At 59.1% G+C, this 17,851-nt stretch carries 22 protein-coding genes and 1 pseudogene; 2 read left to right on the top strand and 21 right to left on the bottom strand.

The features are described 5' to 3' along the window. Positions 1–27: 27 nt before the first annotated feature. The 9 genes from CJU94_RS36200 to CJU94_RS36160 form a co-directional block, all read right to left on the bottom strand. Positions 28–744 (bottom strand): hypothetical protein, encoded by a 717-nt coding sequence (locus tag CJU94_RS36200; RefSeq protein ID WP_095423462.1) that lies wholly within the window; start codon positions 742–744, stop codon positions 28–30. 260 nt (positions 745–1,004) lie between these two features. Beyond that, positions 1,005–2,645, bottom strand: coding sequence for a hypothetical protein (locus CJU94_RS36195; protein WP_095423461.1), 1,641 nt, complete (start codon positions 2,643–2,645; stop codon positions 1,005–1,007). A 156-nt stretch (positions 2,646–2,801) separates the two neighbouring features. After that, a complete protein-coding gene (locus CJU94_RS36190; RefSeq protein WP_244221182.1) occupies positions 2,802–3,197 on the bottom strand; it encodes a DUF1294 domain-containing protein in 396 nt (131 codons plus the stop codon). Next, a complete protein-coding gene (locus tag CJU94_RS36185) occupies positions 3,194–3,844 on the bottom strand; it encodes a hypothetical protein (RefSeq protein ID WP_095423460.1) in 651 nt (216 codons plus the stop codon). The genes CJU94_RS36190 and CJU94_RS36185 overlap by 4 nt, the downstream gene beginning before the upstream one ends. 394 nt (positions 3,845–4,238) lie before the next feature. Continuing rightward, positions 4,239–4,808: a hypothetical protein gene (locus CJU94_RS36180; RefSeq protein WP_095423459.1), complete on the bottom strand. Its 570-nt coding sequence runs from the start codon at positions 4,806–4,808 to the stop codon at positions 4,239–4,241. A gap of 265 nt (positions 4,809–5,073) precedes the next feature. Next, a complete protein-coding gene (locus CJU94_RS36175; protein WP_095423458.1) occupies positions 5,074–6,153 on the bottom strand; it encodes a hypothetical protein in 1,080 nt (359 codons plus the stop codon). 112 nt (positions 6,154–6,265) lie between these two features. Then, positions 6,266–6,616, bottom strand: a complete 351-nt coding sequence (locus CJU94_RS36170; protein ID WP_095423457.1) for a hypothetical protein — start codon at positions 6,614–6,616, stop codon at positions 6,266–6,268. A gap of 130 nt (positions 6,617–6,746) precedes the next feature. Further along, a complete protein-coding gene (locus CJU94_RS36165; protein WP_157763864.1) occupies positions 6,747–7,037 on the bottom strand; it encodes a hypothetical protein in 291 nt (96 codons plus the stop codon). Between the two features lie 111 nt (positions 7,038–7,148). Further along, complete coding sequence (locus CJU94_RS36160; RefSeq protein ID WP_095417045.1) at positions 7,149–7,568, bottom strand: hypothetical protein; 420 nt, start codon at positions 7,566–7,568, stop codon at positions 7,149–7,151. On the opposite strand from CJU94_RS36160, the gene CJU94_RS36155 reads away from it, so the two are divergent. Further along, positions 7,567–8,814, top strand: a complete 1,248-nt coding sequence (locus tag CJU94_RS36155; RefSeq protein ID WP_095417046.1) for an ISL3 family transposase — start codon at positions 7,567–7,569, stop codon at positions 8,812–8,814. The genes CJU94_RS36160 and CJU94_RS36155 overlap by 2 nt on opposite strands. Before the next feature lie 20 nt (positions 8,815–8,834). Here the strand turns inward: CJU94_RS36155 and CJU94_RS36150 are convergent, their stop codons facing one another. The 11 genes and pseudogenes from CJU94_RS36150 to CJU94_RS36100 form a co-directional block, all read right to left on the bottom strand. Then, positions 8,835–9,209, bottom strand: coding sequence for a hypothetical protein (locus CJU94_RS36150; RefSeq protein ID WP_095423455.1), 375 nt, complete (start codon positions 9,207–9,209; stop codon positions 8,835–8,837). Between the two features lie 332 nt (positions 9,210–9,541). Next, a complete protein-coding gene (locus CJU94_RS36145; RefSeq protein WP_095423454.1) occupies positions 9,542–9,901 on the bottom strand; it encodes a hypothetical protein in 360 nt (119 codons plus the stop codon). Positions 9,902–10,030: 129 nt separating this feature from the next. Continuing rightward, positions 10,031–10,615 carry a hypothetical protein gene (locus tag CJU94_RS36140; protein ID WP_095423453.1) on the bottom strand — a complete coding sequence of 195 codons (585 nt, stop codon included), beginning with the start codon at positions 10,613–10,615 and terminating at the stop codon, positions 10,031–10,033. A gap of 186 nt (positions 10,616–10,801) precedes the next feature. Next, a complete protein-coding gene (locus CJU94_RS36135) occupies positions 10,802–11,701 on the bottom strand; it encodes a hypothetical protein (protein WP_095423452.1) in 900 nt (299 codons plus the stop codon). 117 nt (positions 11,702–11,818) lie between these two features. Further along, a complete protein-coding gene (locus CJU94_RS36130; RefSeq protein WP_095423451.1) occupies positions 11,819–12,067 on the bottom strand; it encodes a hypothetical protein in 249 nt (82 codons plus the stop codon). A gap of 171 nt (positions 12,068–12,238) precedes the next feature. Beyond that, positions 12,239–12,421 (bottom strand): hypothetical protein, encoded by a 183-nt coding sequence (locus CJU94_RS36125; RefSeq protein WP_095423450.1) that lies wholly within the window; start codon positions 12,419–12,421, stop codon positions 12,239–12,241. 86 nt (positions 12,422–12,507) lie between these two features. Next, on the bottom strand, positions 12,508–12,666 hold the full coding sequence (locus CJU94_RS41120; protein WP_157763863.1) for a hypothetical protein: 159 nt from the start codon (positions 12,664–12,666) through the stop codon (positions 12,508–12,510). A 198-nt stretch (positions 12,667–12,864) separates the two neighbouring features. Then, complete coding sequence (locus CJU94_RS36120) at positions 12,865–13,203, bottom strand: hypothetical protein (protein ID WP_095423449.1); 339 nt, start codon at positions 13,201–13,203, stop codon at positions 12,865–12,867. 171 nt (positions 13,204–13,374) lie between these two features. Next, entirely contained in the window at positions 13,375–13,605 is a 231-nt protein-coding gene (locus CJU94_RS36110; protein ID WP_095423447.1) for an H-NS histone family protein, read from the bottom strand. 252 nt (positions 13,606–13,857) lie between these two features. After that, complete coding sequence (locus CJU94_RS36105) at positions 13,858–14,541, bottom strand: hypothetical protein (protein ID WP_095423446.1); 684 nt, start codon at positions 14,539–14,541, stop codon at positions 13,858–13,860. Positions 14,542–14,614: 73 nt separating this feature from the next. Beyond that, positions 14,615–15,861: pseudogene (locus tag CJU94_RS36100) on the bottom strand (ISL3 family transposase). On the opposite strand from CJU94_RS36100, the gene CJU94_RS36095 reads away from it, so the two are divergent. Further along, positions 15,860–16,279, top strand: coding sequence for a hypothetical protein (locus CJU94_RS36095; protein ID WP_095417045.1), 420 nt, complete (start codon positions 15,860–15,862; stop codon positions 16,277–16,279). The pseudogene CJU94_RS36100 and the gene CJU94_RS36095 overlap by 2 nt on opposite strands. Before the next feature lie 75 nt (positions 16,280–16,354). On the opposite strand, the gene CJU94_RS36090 is transcribed toward CJU94_RS36095, so the two are convergent. Further along, complete coding sequence (locus CJU94_RS36090) at positions 16,355–17,608, bottom strand: site-specific DNA-methyltransferase (protein WP_095423445.1); 1,254 nt, start codon at positions 17,606–17,608, stop codon at positions 16,355–16,357. Positions 17,609–17,851 lie beyond the last annotated feature (243 nt).

The raw sequence follows: 17,851 nt of genomic DNA, 5'->3' as shown, positions 1-17,851 counted from the left end.
CCCGCAAGGGTTGAAAGACAAAGTGGATTACTTCGTGAACCAAGCCGCCGTCTCGAAGAGGTGCCGCGCGGCGTGGTCGTGTTCGTCGAACGCGACCATCTTGCCGCCGTAGCCTTCAGCGACGGCACGCTCGATCGCGACGTCGTAGTGCTCGCCATCTTCCATATCGACGTCGGAAACGGGCAATTCGAACGTGCGGATCTCGGGAATGCCTTGCGAGTTTTCGCAAAGGACCGCCACCTTGATGCTGGTGCGCTCCTCGTCGACGTTCGCCTTCAGACCGAGCAGACGGTACAGATTGTCTTCGGCCTGATTGGGCTCGGCAGACAGCCGTGCACCTTCCGCGTGCCCATCGTCAGAGAGACGATGGTCGCCGCGCAGGAACGACGCTTCGCCGTGAGCCGCGATCGCCGCCTTGACGCGATCGGCCCAGCTCGACGGATACGAGATCTCTTCCCAGGCTTCGCCGCGGGTCAGTTCGGTCCCGTCGGGCAACACGGCCGTGGTGATATCGATCTGGTTCTGATTCGCCGGATCGCTGCCTTCGACCGTGGCCTGCTCGATACTCTGACCCGGACGACGGAACGGGTATTCAATCAGCACGTGGCCGTTTTCGTACATCAGGCCATTGGCCTCGTACTCACCCGGGCCATCGGCATCGGTTGCCTTGACCAAGACTGCGTACGGAAAGACCTTCCCCACGAGAATCGGGGCGATGAACGACTTGATGTTTTGCTGTTTCATGTGTGCTCCAATGAACCGCGAAGCACACGCCCACCAGGGCCGAGATGCCCCGCATGGGTTTAGAATCACCGGATGGTGAGAATCGACTGCGGTCAGACCGCACCGCAATAAGGCTAGATTTCGGACTAGCTGCCGTTGGGAAAACGGACCTATTCTGCCACAAACTTCCTGATGGGAAAATTCCCCGGCTCGGCACACAAAAAAAAACCCGCCGGCACTCCCAAAGGGAGCACACGGCGGGCGGGTTTCAGGCTGATCGATTACACGTCGATCGATGGGGTCGACGGCTTGTGCCCAGGCTCCGGCTCAAGTTCCGAGCTCGAAATCACTGCGCAGCTACGCACGTGCGGGTGCTCGTCATGCAAGAGCGCGTTTCGGGCGACGTCATCACATTTCGCATACAGCATGCTTGCGACGACAGCCCTTCCGCCTCGATCAAGTTCGCGGAGGTCAGACTCCAAGATCACCGCTCGTTGACTCAGGGTGGAGATCTCGGCCTCGCGCAGCTGATACAGCTGATGCACGACCGCATGAGGCATCGAGCCTTTCACCGGATATTGCTCAGCGAGCATTCGCGATGTGACCGGTTTTTCCAGCAGCTTCCGGTCGCCGATTGCGCTGTTGTGACTCGCGCGAGACGCCGCCAGATAGCTTCGGATCGCCTCGCCGGCTTCCTCCAGTGCCTCCTGTATCATGCCGTCCTCGTCCGGAAACAGCCCTTTCATCTGGTTGACCTGAGTCTCCAGTGAATCGACTGCACCGTAAAGCGATCCGGCCACTTCCTTCCAGTTCGCCTCGGTAGACGCGGTTTCAGGCTTGCGCCCTTCCCGCGAAGCTGGCAGTTCCTCCTGGTTTGCTCCGGCCTCGCGAGCCAAGGCATTTTCGAGAGAAACAGCCTCCTCTCGCAGCCAGGACGGAGTATCCCCGCCAAAAGCTTTGAGCAGTGCCTGTGCTGCGGCGCGGACGGTCACTTCCGGCCGTTTCCGATCATGTGACTGATACGCCAGCAACGCCTCGGAATCCAGCATCGGAGGGGCACCGGCGAGAATCGCCGATCGAGCCTTTTCACCGTCCTGTCGCGTGCCGAACGGGCCAGCGATGTTTTCTTGCCGGTCGACATCAAAGACAGCGAACGGGGCATTTTCGCCGTCACCAGCGAAATTGCCGTGCTGATCCGTTCCATCGACAACAAGACTTTTCTGAGCAGTGACCGAATTGATCGCGTCTCGCACGGTGTCTGGCAATTCGATGAACTCATCAAGGTAGCCGTCCACGATGAACGCTATCGCTTCGTCAAACGTCACCGTCTCGGCAAGGCTGACATAGGCGCTGGCCTCCGAAATCAGGCCATCTGCACGCTCGCCCACAACCGTGAAAATTCCGTCTTGCCTAACGTGCGGGACCGCGTGGGCGTCGATCTTAACCGACGGCGCGGCCTCATCGACCTCGATCACGACGTTCGACGCCTGCACGCGCTGGACCGCCGCCAGGATGCTCGTAGCAACGGGGTTCAAAGGTGCTTTCACCACGGCGGAATCCGCTTCAGCCGAGACTTCCCGCAGTTTCCCACGGGTCCCGCGAAATGCATCAACGCGAAAGTCAGCCTCAGCAGCCAGTTTCCAAGCAGAATTCCAGAGAGGATGCAGTTCGTCGCCGATACAGGTTTCCTGATTCTCGGCAAGGCCGCATTCTACAAAGGCATCGAGCATCAGCATGTTCGCGTCACAGAAGTCATGGGTATGGCATACCCCTGCGATTTCTTCGACGCGGTTCCGTTCACGGACGAGTGTGAGTTCCTCTTCCGCCAACGACAACGCCAATTGACGGCAGAAAGCGATTGCTACACGTACTGCCGCTTCGTGAAACTGGGCAACAACCGACTTGCCACTTTGCTCGTTCATATGTGCTCCGTTGATTGAATCGCGAAGCACACAGCCCACCGGGACTGAGATGCCCCGCATGGGTTTGAAATAGTGGCCGGTCAACCCAGCCTAAGGATCAAATCCCGATCCCGGGCGACAGCGGAAGTCTGCTATCGACCCGGTACCGGTATCTTTTTATCTCCTGACGTAGAGCCAGTAGAGAACGCACGCCACGAGCCACAGCAGCCACGCGACACAGAAGACGCCGTCGAACGCCGGCTTCAGTGTCTTGTGCCTGGCCGTAGCCCTGCCCAGTTGGGCGCCCACGAAACCACCTCCAAGGGTGATCAGATGCAGCCATGCTTCCTTGATGCGCTTCTCCCGCTCCACTGCCCGGCGTTTGTCTTCGACGAACATTACGAAGGCGATCACGTTGATGCAGAGGAACAGGATGCGGAACGCACCCGGAAACAACGGCGACAACAAGATCAATCCTGACGCGAAGGCAAGTCCGGTCAGTTCCCGAAACGGTTTCGGCTTTGCTTGTGTCTGCATACCCCTCCTTTCGGGATTGAACACGACGAAGCTCATCCCCGATCCAGGCCGGGAAGCTCGTCGAATTTAGTGAAACTGATGCCTGCGCCGGTGTAGGTTGCGATTTCGCCGTACACGACGACGCGATCGACCTGCAACTGCGCAGCACGCGCTTCCTCGAGCAGCTTCTTGTAGGTGGCGCGATTCAGTACGCCGTTGACGACGAAGATACCGGTCCCCTTGGAGACGGCGGTAGCCCTTACGAAGCCTGCGAGATACTGATACCCATCCAACGAAGAGACCGCGGCATAGCTATACATCCCCAGCACCTGCAACTTCAGTGATGCCGACGGCACATTGTCTGCCGCTGTGGATTCAGCTTGCTTCGCAGCCTCGCGGCGAGCTTCATTCTTCGCCACCGTGTAGTCGCCATAGGCCATTCGGTCGATTCGAGCGAAATCGAGCCCATGTTCGTCACACAGAAAGCGAAGGTCCGACAGCATGCCGATAACCGTCTGCTCGATACCTTCCGGCGTCGCCCGATCGGATTCGAATGTCTGGTCTGCAACACGCCACGTCTTGAGGGATTGCCCGACGCGCACAACCCGCATGCGCGGGCTGTAGGTCAGATCCTCGGAGAACTCCGGCATCTCTGCCGGGACTTTGATATCGACAGAAAGCGTGTCTGCCGTGTTGGTCTGCATATCCTGCTCCTGACAAAAAGCGCGAAGCAGGATTCCCAGCGGGAACGTGCCCCGCATGGGATGAAAAATGGCGGCAAAGCCGCTTCTGGCTGGAAAGGCCCAGCTACCGTCGAAACTGCCGAGAATCTTACCAGATCAGCGACATTCCGGGCCTAGTCCGACTTGGGGTTACTGGGGGTGTCGGATTTCGGTTGCGGCACGGGTCTGTTCCGGCGCGTCTCAGTCATCGATCCGGATGTGCCGGTCAAAACCTTCCCGACCTCGGCGTCCACCTTCGGATCGGTGACAACCACCCTACCGCCTTCGGCCCCCCCCACCAGGCGCAGCAATTTTCCCCCGCGAAAACGAAAAACCCGCCGAACGCCCCGAAGATCGGAACGTGCGGCGGGTTCATTCAGAGCTGGATCAGCTTGTAGTCATCGAGCACTGCGCTGCGTGCCTTGCGAAGTTCCGCCTGGATCTGAGCGTCCGTCGGGTCCTTCATGTAGTACGAGACAGGGACGTCGTCGCCATCGTCACGGTGAATCCATGCGTCGACGCGATGTGTGTAGCCTTGCTTCTTGTACCTCGTGTCGTTCTTGGCCATTCGACGGGCTGCCTTCTCCCGCTCTTTCTCGAACTCAGCATTGAGCTCGCCCATGAAGCATCGTTCGCACTTCTTCTCCCGGTTCGTTCGCACGGTATCGGGATCGAAGGCGGGCTTGCCGCACTTCACACACGTGATCACGCCGATCGTCTCGAGCAGCCGGCTCATATCACCGACCGTTGCATCTGCGAAAGCGAGTTCTTTCTCGTGGACGATCACTTTTCCGCCGCCGTCCGACATGGTCACCGAGATCTGGAACCCGTACATCGGATACATCCAGGAACACGGGGAGACCTCGGCCGTTAGGATTGCGCCAGCGACTTCGCGCGAGACGGTCGCCTTCTTGAAATCCGTTTCCGGACTGGATTGCTGATTCATGTTTCTGCTCCTGTAAGGCTGCGAAGCAGACGCCCCGTGCGGGACGAAAGCCCCGCAAGGGTAAAACACCGGATGGTGTAGAAAGATGACGGCTATGCAACAGCCGTACTGGCTGGTCTTGGTCCAGCTACCGTGGAAAGCGTCTGCATTATATCTTGAAAGTTCCTGATGGGAAGCGGTGGACAATTCTTGTCGGTCGGGGGAAAAGAAAAATCCGCTGGTGTCCATTTCGTGGACACTCAGCGGATTTGAGAGATGCGCGCCGTCAGATCAGCTCGAACGCGAGTTGGAGATTAGGACAGTCATCGGCATCCGCCTCTTCCTGCCCCGGATTAGTGGTGGCTTGTTGCTTGAGTTCGAACACCACCTGTTCTTTCGGGAGATGCGTGAAATCCCACATGCGCTGACGATCGTCGCACAGCTTGCCAAATGGGAAGGAGAACACTGCGGGGGCCTTACCATCGGCATCAGCGACGCCCGCCGCGAGTGCGACGCGATCCATTGCCTTTCGCCGGCTCTCGTTCTCTTCCGAGTCCGCACCATCGCGCCTGACAGTCACAACGGCATTGTCTGGCATCTGCGGCGCGTTGTGCAGCAAATCGCGGTACCACGGAATAGCGTGCTTGCCCCACCCCGGCGACTGCAACTCCCGCTCGTACGCGACATTCATAAAATCGCCCACCGCCCGATATGTCCAGCCCTCCGGATGTATCGGCGAACCGTCGAATGACACTGCGACGTTCTCCGCGTCGAGCTTGAATGCGCGAACGTTCGGTAAGTCATCTGCCTTCACGTTGCGCACAGGGCTCACCGCAAGAACCGTGTCCGAACAGCGCAGATGGCTGAACACTCGCCATGGCGCCAGCACACGCCCTTTCTCGCCATACAGCGCGAGCAACAGGTCAACATGCTTATGCAGCGACACCGACAGCGAGCCGGCCTCGATCTGGTCGAATTGCGCGGCAAAGCCTTGCGCTTCCATCAGCGGGCGAATTGCATCGACGCCCGACCGAGGTATCGGAGAACTGTAGCTTTCGCCGACCGACAGCCTGATCGTCGACTCCGGTATCTCGAATGGCTTCGAGAGATGTTGCTTGAAATGCTCGATGTAAGCCTCAGGCTTGATCGAACCCGCACGCGACTGGAGCATACCGCTCTCGCACGACTCAGCGGCCCGAAAGATTCGCTTGAGCACATCCTCTCGCTCGCCGAAAGCCGACACCTGCCACTCGGGCGTGTGTGGATAGCAGTTCTTTTCGTACAGTTGCTCGAAAAGGACGTAGACGACCCTGCCGTCAGCCCGGAAAGCACCAGCCTTCTTGTTCGTGATAACTGTTGAACCCATGACTCACCTCGTTAATAACATAACGATGGCAAGGCACATCCCCGGATGGGAACGTGCCCAACCGGGATTGAAAGGAATGGCCGCGCTCGCGCGGCCGTACTAAAAATGCGAATCAGGCTGCAGCTTGAAACGTAACGCTGCCGCGCTCGATCAGCCGTTCTGCGAAGTCCTCGACCTCGTAGTTCGGATACCACCAGACGTTCCCAAGAACAACGATGCTGCCATCGTCCTGCAAATCGATAGCATCGGAGAGCATCGGCGCGTCCGTCAGGGCACCGACGTCGACAGGGGCGATCCCGAAGAGCTTCGCGTTACCCAGAAAGCCCAACTGATCGAGCATGTCGTCCAGGAACCGGACGTCATTACCACCCACGCGGTCCTTGATGTCCTCGAGTATCTCGCGGTCACGATCGTTTTCGATCAGGAACGTGAGATTTCCCGTGGCTTCGATAATGTGTTTCATGACGCTTCCTATAACTTCGGCAAGGAAGCGTCCCCGGCGGGAATGCTTCCCCACCAGGGTTGAGTTGTGATTCAGCGCCCGTCGTCTTGCGAACGAGCGGCGCTGACTTCTAAATCGAAACTGAGTTTCATCACTGCGCCGACAAACGGACGATCTTTCCCGGCTTGTAAGCAATAAACTCGGTCGATGTGTTCCACTGTCCGCCCGGAAGCCCGAGGGAATCGGTGAACTTCAGAGCCCTCGCGACACGCTCGACTTCGATTCCGTATTGCGACCTGTCGAGATCACAAATCCGGAACTTCATGCCCAGATCGGCAACACGAGCTCTCATTCCAGCCGCTCGGAACGCCTGTCTTACGTCCACGCTGGTGACAGCGGTCTGAAGACCGGTTGCAGCATTGGAGCAGAAAATAGCGGCCATCTTGTACTCCTCAATGGAAATCGTGAGGAGCACACACCCAGCGGGGATGTGCGTCCCCTCAGGGTTAAAAAAATGGCTCGTCGGCGGAATCTGTGGGTGGTTTGATGCGATTCATGAGGGACAGAGGAAGCGATAGAGTTTCTTGCAGGTAGCGTCAAAGGCGTTCTGCTCGTGCTCGGAGAGGTGCCTCGAAAGCGGGCCACCGAACTCGTGGATCTCATTGAGAAGCAGTGTGCGGGCATCCATGGCGGCTAAGTCCGGATCGACGTGACGGACTTCGATGAGATGGCCACCAAGCATCCAAAGGTGATCGCGGTGGCGGTGCAACGTTTTGCGGGCATAGCCGTGGGTCAGCAGGTGTTGCAGGAAAGGTGTGAAGACCTTCACGAGCGCCTGTCCGAATGGGATGTCCTCGTCCTCGAAGCGCCATGAGGCAGGCCAGTTCTGCAAGTCCGGGACGTAGCGCTCCAGTGCGTGCGGATCTGAGGTAACAATAGCGTCTTTACTGATTCCCGCGCGCTTGCTAACCATGTTGCTGACCCGCCTGCTCAATGCCTGCCATCATTTTCCCGGCTTCGTCTATGAAAGTGCCCGACTGTGCGAGCAGTCCAAAACCATCGAGATCGACGTGCGGCCACGCAAGGGTTCGAAGCCGATCTGTTCGTGTTGCAACCGGCCTGGCAGCGGCTATGACACGCTCGCATCGCGTAGTTTCGAATTTATTCCGATCTGGGGCTTCGCGGTGATTTTGCTGTACGCCATGCGCCGCGTCGACTGCCGTGAGTGCGGCGTGAAGGTCGAGACGGTGCCGTGGGCCATCGGCAAGCACACGCTGACCAAGGCCTACATGCTGTTTCTCGCGCAGTGGGCACGCAAGCTCTCCTGGAAAGAGACAGCGCAAAGCTTTCGCACCAGTTGGGAGAAGGTTGCCCAGGCGGTGGAGTGGGTGGTCGACTGGGGGCTGGCCCATCGCGAACTCGGCACCATCCGCGCTTTGGGCGTCGATGAAATCCAGTATGGCCGAGGGCACAATTATCTCACGCTGGTCTATCAGATCGAGGCCAGCTGCGTGCGCCTGCTTTGGGTTGGCCAGGAGCGCACGAAGGAAAGCTTCGCAAAGTTCTTCGTCATGATCGGCAAACGGTTGTGCGAGCAGGTCGAGTTCGTCTGCTCGGACATGTGGCGGCCCTACATCGAGATGATCGCACTACATTGCCCCAACGCGCTGAACATCCTCGACCGCTTCCACATCGTTGCCAAAATGAACAAGGCGATCGACGAGGTTCGCGCCGAGGAAGCTCGCCGCATGACCCGCGACGGCTATGAGCCAGTCCTCAAGAAGTCCCGCTGGTGTTTGCTCAAGCGGCCAGAGAACCTTACTGACAATCAGCGACTGCGCCTGCGCGATCTGCTGCACTACAACCTGCGCAGTGTCCGCGCCTATCTTCTCAAGGAGGAGTTCCAGCAGATCTGGGATTACATCTCGCCTGTCTGGGCAGGCAAGTTCCTCGATCAGTGGTGCACCCGGGTCATGCGCTCACGCATCGAACCAATGAAGAAGTTCGCACGCACCGTGCGCGCCCATCGAGAACTGATTCTCAACTACTTTCATGCGCGCAAGCAGTTCTCCAGCGGAATCGTCGAGGGTTTGAACAACAAGGCCAAAGTCACCATGAGAAAAGCGTACGGCTTCCGGACGTTTCGAACGACGGAAATCGCGCTATATCATGCACTTGGCAATTTGCCCGAGCCGCCGACAACCCACACTTTTTACTGACGAACCAAAAAAATCGACGGTTAGCTATTGAGCCATTCGTCGCGTGTCTTGATTTTCCACCCGAGTGCCTTGGCTGACTCGACGTAGATCTGGTACTCGTCGTTGTTCGTGCCGCGCCACCCGGCAATCCCGCGTTCAGCCAGCGTGACCTCCTCGCTGCCTTCCCGCGTCATGAGCGCCGCCTCGAAGGCGGCTTTGCAACGCCAAGCGATCAGGTACTCCTTGCCGGGCTCCGCGCAGTGGAGCTTGACAACATTGCCTTCCACTGCGACGGGCTCGGCACAAAAGGCCATCGTGTGTCCGTTGTAACCGTCCGGAAGAACCACGACACGCGCGGGCCGTGATGCGACGCCCAACGGCGCGGCTTCCTGATGGATAGCAGATTGGATATTCATACGCTACTCCTTGGAACGAGCGAGAAGCGCCCCACGCGGGAGCAACATCCCGCAGGGGTAAAGATGGGCCACACCTTGTCGGTGCAGAGAGATCGCGGCCGAGAACACGGCCGGGAATGGCTGGTTTCGGTCCAGCTACCGGGTAAATCAAGCGAAATTATACCCGGAATTTCTCGACAGGAAGCCAAGACAATTCCCGACCGCCGCAGTCAGTCGGAAGGCATTCGCCCGGAGGCAGGTCTTCAGCATGGGAAGAATGTAGAACGGCCCGGAAACCTGCCGCAACGGGATTTCCGGGCCTGTCTGGAACAGCGTGACGCGATCGGGCCGGCTTAGAAGCCCGACGTCTTTCGGTTGTCGGTTTCCTGCGTGAGGGTCAGGAATTTGCCGCGCTTGTCGAAATTCACGACGGTGATGATGTCCTGCCCCGTGGCGGCGCCGACGCCGACCAGCGCCAGGGCTCCCAAGTGCGCTTCGCCATAGTGGAACGTGGCCGTGGTGGTTCCGTCCGCGTTCGTGACCGTCTTCATCGGCTGGCCGAGCTTGGCTTCGACGTCGCTCAGCGTGCTCACGCCTTTGACGAAGCTGGTGTTGACGCTGGCGTCCGGCTTGACGCCTTGCGTGAAAGAGCAGGCGGCGACGTTCAGCAGAGCGGCGGCGGCAATCGAAGCGACAAGCAGTTTGCGAATCATGTTTTTGTCCTCGTAAGCGGTTTGTATCGACGCGGGTGCGTCGGATGTAAAGTCATCTTATCGGTGGCGAGCCCGGATTCAAGTGCCCTTCTTCGCCGGAAGCAGACGCATCATGCAGCGAGCAGCATATTAACGGTCTCGATACCCTTCCGCGTCGACCTCCTGGGTCCAAAACGCGAGCTCTGGCCATACCGGAAGCTGGTGACCGGGCCGCAGTGCGCAGAAGCCGGCGTGCGCGAGTCCGTTGATGCCAGAGTAGGAGCGTAAGAACAAGGCCAGTCGGATCGTTTCGCCATCCCCGTCGTACTGGTCGTCCTCGATGATCTCCTCTCTGGAGAAACCGAGGTGCAGTCCCGCCGCGAAGGCCCACGCGGTCGCTTCCGGATCGGAACTCTGAATGACCGCCCGGTAGAGCGGCGTGTCCGGGGGCAGGCCCAGCTCCCCCACTTGGCGGAACATTTCACGGCGACCGGCGTACAGGTTGCCGCACATCAGATGTCGAAAGCGCTTGGGGGTGATCGCTAGATGCGCGCCCTCGTGCAACAGAACGGAAATCCGGCACGCCGGATCCACCAGCAGCTCACCGCACTCGATGCGCACGCCCTCGGTGAAGGCGGTCGCACCTGGCTCATACCGCGCCGGGATGCCAATGTCGTTGAAGAAGGCGAGTACGCGATCAACCGTACCCGGCCTGTTTTTGGGTCGTTTGTTCATTGGATCAAATATTGGCGCTCGCTGCTTCCAGGAGTCTGCCACACCCTTGTTATATCCACGAGACGCCCCGACGATACCGAAAATCTCACCGGTTTCTAGCCCATTTTGTGGTCTCCAAATGCAATCGCCCGCGCTCAGGGGCACGGGCGACAGGGTATTGCGACGATCAGCGTGCGCGGCTCGGTGTCAGCCCGCCGGCACCGCGGTCGCCTCGTGCCTTGGAATGACCTGCTGATCGTCTCTCAGCAACCTGTTCGAGACCTGGATCATAGTGCCGACTTCGAGCTTTTTCATCGGCCGGACGAATGGTGCGAGCCCTTGGCTGAGCTCGCCGGCGACCAGCTCTCCCCTCAAGCCGATGAGGAAGTCTCGCCACCAGTGATCGACGTGCGGGCCGAGATCGCGGATACCAGCCATCTCCTTCTTCAGCGCATCGAGATTCTTGATCAGTTGCTCAGCCTTGGCATGCAGTTCTTCCCGGCTATCGCTCAACTCAATGAGCCGGTACAGCTGCCCTGGTCGGACAATGAGTTCGAACTTCTCCACGTACTCCTCGCCGCCCGTAAAGGCATCGAACAGTTCTCGATAAGCGGCCAAGTCAGCGGCCATGCCCTTGAGGAGGTAGTCCTGCGTCTCCGGACTCCACTCGGCGTAAGGCTTGGATACCGCGAGGAGACGATCGATGTCGAATCTGGACGTTTCGAAATTTCGGGGCATCGCGCGTGGAATCGCGTCCCTTTCCCCGAACTGCGTCACCTCGGAGAGTCTGAACAGGATTGCCCATACAACTCCTGCGGCGCTCTCAATCTTGCCACAGGTGCTCTCTACGGCCTGCTCGTGATCATGTACCCGACCACTTTGCTCGCGAAGATCCTTGATTCGCTCCTGCACCTTCCCGTCCATCAGGCCTCGAGCGATGCGTGTTAGACAATCGGACTGCTCCAGCATGGCGAGCTCCGAGCTACCGCTGGATATTGCCCGAGCTTCCGCCAGCAGGGCACCCGTAACAGCGCCCGGCTCTACTCTCTGCAACAGATCCACCAGCACATACGCTGCGTCGATATCGTACCCACGATCGCTTGCCATGATCCCCCTCTCGCCGAATCGGTTCCTGCCACGAAGTTTCCGTCAGCATACCCGAAATGCAAACGCCCGCATCCGGTCTGGACCGGAATGCGGGCGTCTATTTCGTGCTTAGGGAAATCAGTGCGCCAGGCTCGTGGCGAACAACTGGCGCGACACCGACTCGCGCATGGACTTCAGCTTCTGAACGCAGGCCTCGACCAGGTCCTTGTCCTTGGCTTCCTCGGCGTTTTCCCTCACCGTCGAAACGAGGAAGTACTGCCGGGGCGAATTGCTGTCCGTACTGAAACCATAGTCGGCCAGAATCCGGTCGAGACGGTCTATTGCCGATTCGCCGGATACCGCTGCTTTCACTGCGCTTTCTGCCATGACGTTCTCCTTCTGGTGCTTTGCGAAGCACTCACCCCGGACCGAGATGGGTGCCCCGCCCCGGGGACAGGAGTCCGCCACCCTTACGGGATGGCCGACTCCAGGAAGTCGGCCTTGCGGCCACGTTAGATGCGGCCAACCGGCATCGCTGGATGGCTGCGAACGGACAAATCACGCGGCATCGAGCGCTTGGGCAGCGTCGTCGCACTGCTCCGCCGGCGCGAACGTGATTTCGTAGGGATCGACCGGTCTCGAAGCCGCACGGCCCGCGCGAACGGACGCCTCCCGCTGAGCGCGCTGTCTGGCCAGCTGCTCATCGAGATATGCGATCGCACGTTTCTTCGATTTGCTCATGATGGGTTCCTAAAGGAAAGTGACTTTTCGGAGTCCACGTTCCCTCCGGGGAAACACGGACCCCAGGGGCTGAAGAAAGGAATGGCTTACTCAGCCGCTTCCGCGATTTGCCAGCCGGCCGTGCCGAACTGGGCGTCGAGTTGGTCGCCGGTCAGGCGATCAGCGTTGTCCCGGCAGCCACCATCGGACTTCTGAGGATGAAAATAGCCGCAGCAACCGCAGTCAATCACTTCGATGAAGGGCATCGTCTACTCCTTGAAAAACGCGAAGCAGACGTCCCGCGCGGGATGAATGCCCCGCGAGGGTGAGCACCGAACGGTGCGAGGAAGGTTACGGTCCAGGATCGGCCGATTTGGCTGGTTTCGGTCCAGCTACCGTGAGAAGCGTCCCCATCATACCAAATAATTTCCTGGCAGGAAGCTGTGATTCTGTCGCTGCGGCCGTCAGTGCTGGAAAATCGCGGCGCCGATCAGGACAACGACGCCGGCAGCCAAGATCGCCGCGCAGACGTACCACTGCCGCTTCAACTTCTTGATCCCGGTAACCTCGTCCAAGACCTTGAAGACCTCGGCAACCTCTTTTGCGTTCGCCCGGGACACCCTGTAGTGCGTCTCGCTGACTGGCAAGAAAAGGTACGTTTCCTCGCCAACAATTGTGCTGCCGGCCGACGTCAGCGCATTGTTCCATGCGCGCGATCGCGGCTTGACCTGCGCCGTCTCGGCCAGCCACTTTTCAATCTCTCTCTTCGAGTACACCCGGTCATCAAGCAGCTCAACCGACATTCCCTTCCCCTAATAGCCAGTAGCCCGTGACCAGGCCGATCATGCCCGCGCAGACCAGCGGTACAAAGGCCAGCTTCCATTTCCCCGCCCGGAAGCACCAAGCGCCGGCAACAGCCAGCGCCGGAGCCTCAACGCCCTGAGCGATGCTCCTCGCGTGCATGACCGTGGGGCTCATGCGATCAGGAAGGCTTCACGATCCTTGCCAGCGATCCATGCCGGCGGCTTGCCCATGCCGCTCCAGGTCTTGTCCGAGTTCGGGTCCTTGTATTTCGGCATGACGGGGCTCCGTGCCTTGCGCGTCTTCTTGACGATCAGATCAGCCGTCGTGATCTCGTAGTCTTGCATCAGTTGCCTGATGGTGTTGATCGCGTCGCCACGCTCCTTATTGCGGGCTTCTTCGATTTGCTTTTCGAGCGCCGCGTGTTGGGCGAGAGTTCTTTGTAACGATTAGCCATACCAGGTATGTTTCCTATTAACTCGGCAGTGCACTCTATCACTGGTCCGCGCCGCACATTTTATAGCCAGAAGGCGTGGAGACAAGCGATCCTCATAAATGCTTTCCAATTCCATGGAGGAACTTGGACTGCCACAAAAACAAATCCCGCCAAACGCCCCATGAATCGGGACGTTTGGCGGGCGGGACTACCACTTCAGTTACGGGCGCGATGACTCGCCTTGAGTAACCTGCTTCCGGGGAAGCACGTTTGCGCGGCGGGCCATGTCCTCGATATGACTGTCCCGCATTTTGTCTGCGAGTCGCAGGCCTTCGAGAAACGACCCCACCTCGAACTGTTCAGTGGAAAAATTGTGCTCGACGATCCATTGACTGCTGGACTGTCGAACGATACAGATCCACTGGCGAAACTCGCCGTTGCTCGCCACGGTCAGACGAAATGCACCGTCCGGCAGCAGTTCGAGGCTGGGGAAAAGCTCCTGAATCGCCGCGAACATCTCCGGCGCCGCCACGAACAAAGGGCGGATGGCTGCGTATTCGGCCTGGCGTTCGACCAGTTCCGGATCCACGCCGCCATCTCGGCGATCGTCTCGATCGGTCTGCTTCCAGTCCTCGAGGAACTGGTCGGCCAGACCGAGGAGACGGTCAGCATCGGCCGTCGAGAAGCACGAGGCGGTAGGCATTGCGGAGGTCACCGGGACGGTGGTCGTGCCAACCGACAGATAGTTGATCTCCGCTTGCTGAGCAAGCTCCGCCAGGAAAGCGACATCCTTTTGATCTGCCGTCGCGCCGGCCGGCGCCTGAAACCCGACATCGATACGAATACCGTCGAAGGCCAGGTAACCCTCGAAGGCTTCGATGACTTGGGATTGAGTGTTGTTCATGCGCTACTCCAAGAAAAGTGCGAGAAGCGCCCCCTTTCGGGAGCTTCCCGCAAGGGTAAAAAAATTCGGTTCGTCAGTAAAAAGTGTGGGTTGTCGGCGGCTCGGGCAAATTGCCAAGTGCATGATATAGCGCGATTTCCGTCGTTCGAAACGTCCGGAAGCCGTACGCTTTTCTCATGGTGACTTTGGCCTTGTTGTTCAAACCCTCGACGATTCCGCTGGAGAACTGCTTGCGCGCATGAAAGTAGTTGAGAATCAGTTCTCGATGGGCGCGCACGGTGCGTGCGAACTTCTTCATTGGTTCGATGCGTGAGCGCATGACCCGGGTGCACCACTGATCGAGGAACTTGCCTGCCCAGACAGGCGAGATGTAATCCCAGATCTGCTGGAACTCCTCCTTGAGAAGATAGGCGCGGACACTGCGCAGGTTGTAGTGCAGCAGATCGCGCAGGCGCAGTCGCTGATTGTCAGTAAGGTTCTCTGGCCGCTTGAGCAAACACCAGCGGGACTTCTTGAGGACTGGCTCATAGCCGTCGCGGGTCATGCGGCGAGCTTCCTCGGCGCGAACCTCGTCGATCGCCTTGTTCATTTTGGCAACGATGTGGAAGCGGTCGAGGATGTTCAGCGCGTTGGGCAATGTAGTGCGATCATCTCGATGTAGGGCCGCCACATGTCCGAGCAGACGAACTCGACCTGCTCGCACAACCGTTTGCCGATCATGACGAAGAACTTTGCGAAGCTTTCCTTCGTGCGCTCCTGGCCAACCCAAAGCAGGCGCACGCAGCTGGCCTCGATCTGATAGACCAGCGTGAGATAATTGTGCCCTCGGCCATACTGGATTTCATCGACGCCCAAAGCGCGGATGGTGCCGAGTTCGCGATGGGCCAGCCCCCAGTCGACCACCCACTCCACCGCCTGGGCAACCTTCTCCCAACTGGTGCGAAAGCTTTGCGCTGTCTCTTTCCAGGAGAGCTTGCGTGCCCACTGCGCGAGAAACAGCATGTAGGCCTTGGTCAGCGTGTGCTTGCCGATGGCCCACGGCACCGTCTCGACCTTCACGCCGCACTCACGGCAGTCGACGCGGCGCATGGCGTACAGCAAAATCACCGCGAAGCCCCAGATCGGAATAAATTCGAAACTACGCGATGCGAGCGTGTCATAGCCGCTGCCAGGCCGGTTGCAACACGAACAGATCGGCTTCGAACCCTTGCGTGGCCGCACGTCGATCTCGATGGTTTTGGACTGCTCGCACAGTCGGGCACTTTCATAGACGAAGCCGGGAAAATGATGGCAGGCATTGAGCAGGCGGGTCAGCAACATGGTTAGCAAGCGCGCGGGAATCAGTAAAGACGCTATTGTTACCTCAGATCCGCACGCACTGGAGCGCTACGTCCCGGACTTGCAGAACTGGCCTGCCTCATGGCGCTTCGAGGACGAGGACATCCCATTCGGACAGGCGCTCGTGAAGGTCTTCACACCTTTCCTGCAACACCTGCTGACCCACGGCTATGCCCGCAAAACGTTGCACCGCCACCGCGATCACCTTTGGATGCTTGGTGGCCATCTCATCGAAGTCCGTCACGTCGATCCGGACTTAGCCGCCATGGATGCCCGCACACTGCTTCTCAATGAGATCCACGAGTTCGGTGGCCCGCTTTCGAGGCACCTCTCCGAGCACGAGCAGAACGCCTTTGACGCTACCTGCAAGAAACTCTATCGCTTCCTCTGTCCCTCATGAATCGCATCAAACCACCCACAGATTCCGCCGACGAGCCAAAAATTCAGGCACCGGAAGTGGTGCCGACATGCCTGCTCAGGCGAAAAGATCCGCGGCTCGCCGGAAATCACCGATGACTTGCCGTGTGAGTACTGCATCCGGAAAGCGGTTTGCTCCCCCCAACACGTAGTCAAGCATCAATTCGCTTCCGATCCAGTTCCGGCCAAGGCGCTCAGCCTCTGCGCCAGTCTTGAACGAACCCGAGAACGGGTCGTAGACCGTGTCGCCTTCCATCGTGCACAGCTTGATGAAGTGTTCCGGGACAGCGCCCGGAAACCGCGCCGGATGGACCGGCAGATCCTGCTCGCGGCAAGCCTTCATGTAATGACTGTTCGACTCGGTATTCGCCGCGACGATCAGATTGGGCGGTATCGCCCCGCCGTTGTCGACGTCGAACGCCCCGGCCGACAGCTCGTGGCCACTGGGTCGTACTGCCCCCTTCTCGCCACCAGCGGCAATGCGCGATCGCATGGACTCGCTGTACGGCACGAGTACCTGCGAATTGTCGGCATACGGCTCGCCGTTCGGTGCGAGCCAGTAGATCTGCTCGAGCGACGGCTTGACGCGGACGCGGCGCACGGTGACCCACTCCGCCGGCGCTGGCATCTTCGACGGGTTGTGCCATGCGTACCGGGAACACAGCTTCCATCCCAGATCGTCCTCGAGTCGGATGATTAGCCGTTCCTGATACGTCGACAACATCGGCGCGCCGCTCTGGAATACGTCTCCAAGGTTGAGCACCACCGAGCCGTCGCCCGCCAGCTTCTGCGGCCACAGTTCAGCAATCCGCATCAGCCAGTCGAGATACTCTTCGACAGGCTTATTGCCGTACTGCTTTTCGCGCAGAAGCGGATACGGGGGCGACGTCAGGATCAGTCTGAGAGATCCGTCGTCGATGTGCGCGACGGCCTCCTTCGCTTCGCCGAACAGCGCCACGCCTTTGCTCGTCGTGAAGATGGTGATGACGATGCCAGGTGCGGCCTGACGCAGTGCGTCTCGCCCCTTGCCTGTCAACTCCCATTCGCCGCGACCGGACGAGTTGATCAGTCCCATCAAACGGGCGCGCTGCTGCGCCCACCTGACAGATCGCTGGTACACATTGACATTTCGTCCGGCGAGTAGCGTCGTTTCTTGCTGTTCGACTTCCGGCACGCCGCACTTGAGTGCGATCGCGTCGTAAAGGTCGTGGGTATGCGCCTTGCCGCCGTCGTTTTCGATGCAATCGAGTAACGGCAGCACAATCTGGTCTTGCGAGACCTTGCGGCGTGGCCGCGAACGAGGTTGATTCATGGTCTGCTCCGGGAAACGCGAAGCAGACAACCCTGCAGGGCTGTGTGCCCCGCTAGGGTTCAAAATTCGGCACCAGCTAGGGATGCCAGGATTGCAGCCGCAGAAGGGCCGAGGCTGGATACGGACCAGCTACCGTGGGAAATCGGGTTGATTGTACACGATAACTTCTTGATGGGAATCCGCCAAGCGGAGCACCGACAGCGCTTAGTCGGGCGGTCGAGCTACTTGGCCGGCGAAATTTCT

It is taken from the genome of Paraburkholderia aromaticivorans, assembly GCF_002278075.1.
GTDB classification, from domain to species: domain Bacteria; phylum Pseudomonadota; class Gammaproteobacteria; order Burkholderiales; family Burkholderiaceae; genus Paraburkholderia; species Paraburkholderia aromaticivorans.
The sequence above is the reverse complement of the archived record's forward strand: the minus strand, read 5'-3'. Positions and strand labels throughout refer to the sequence as shown.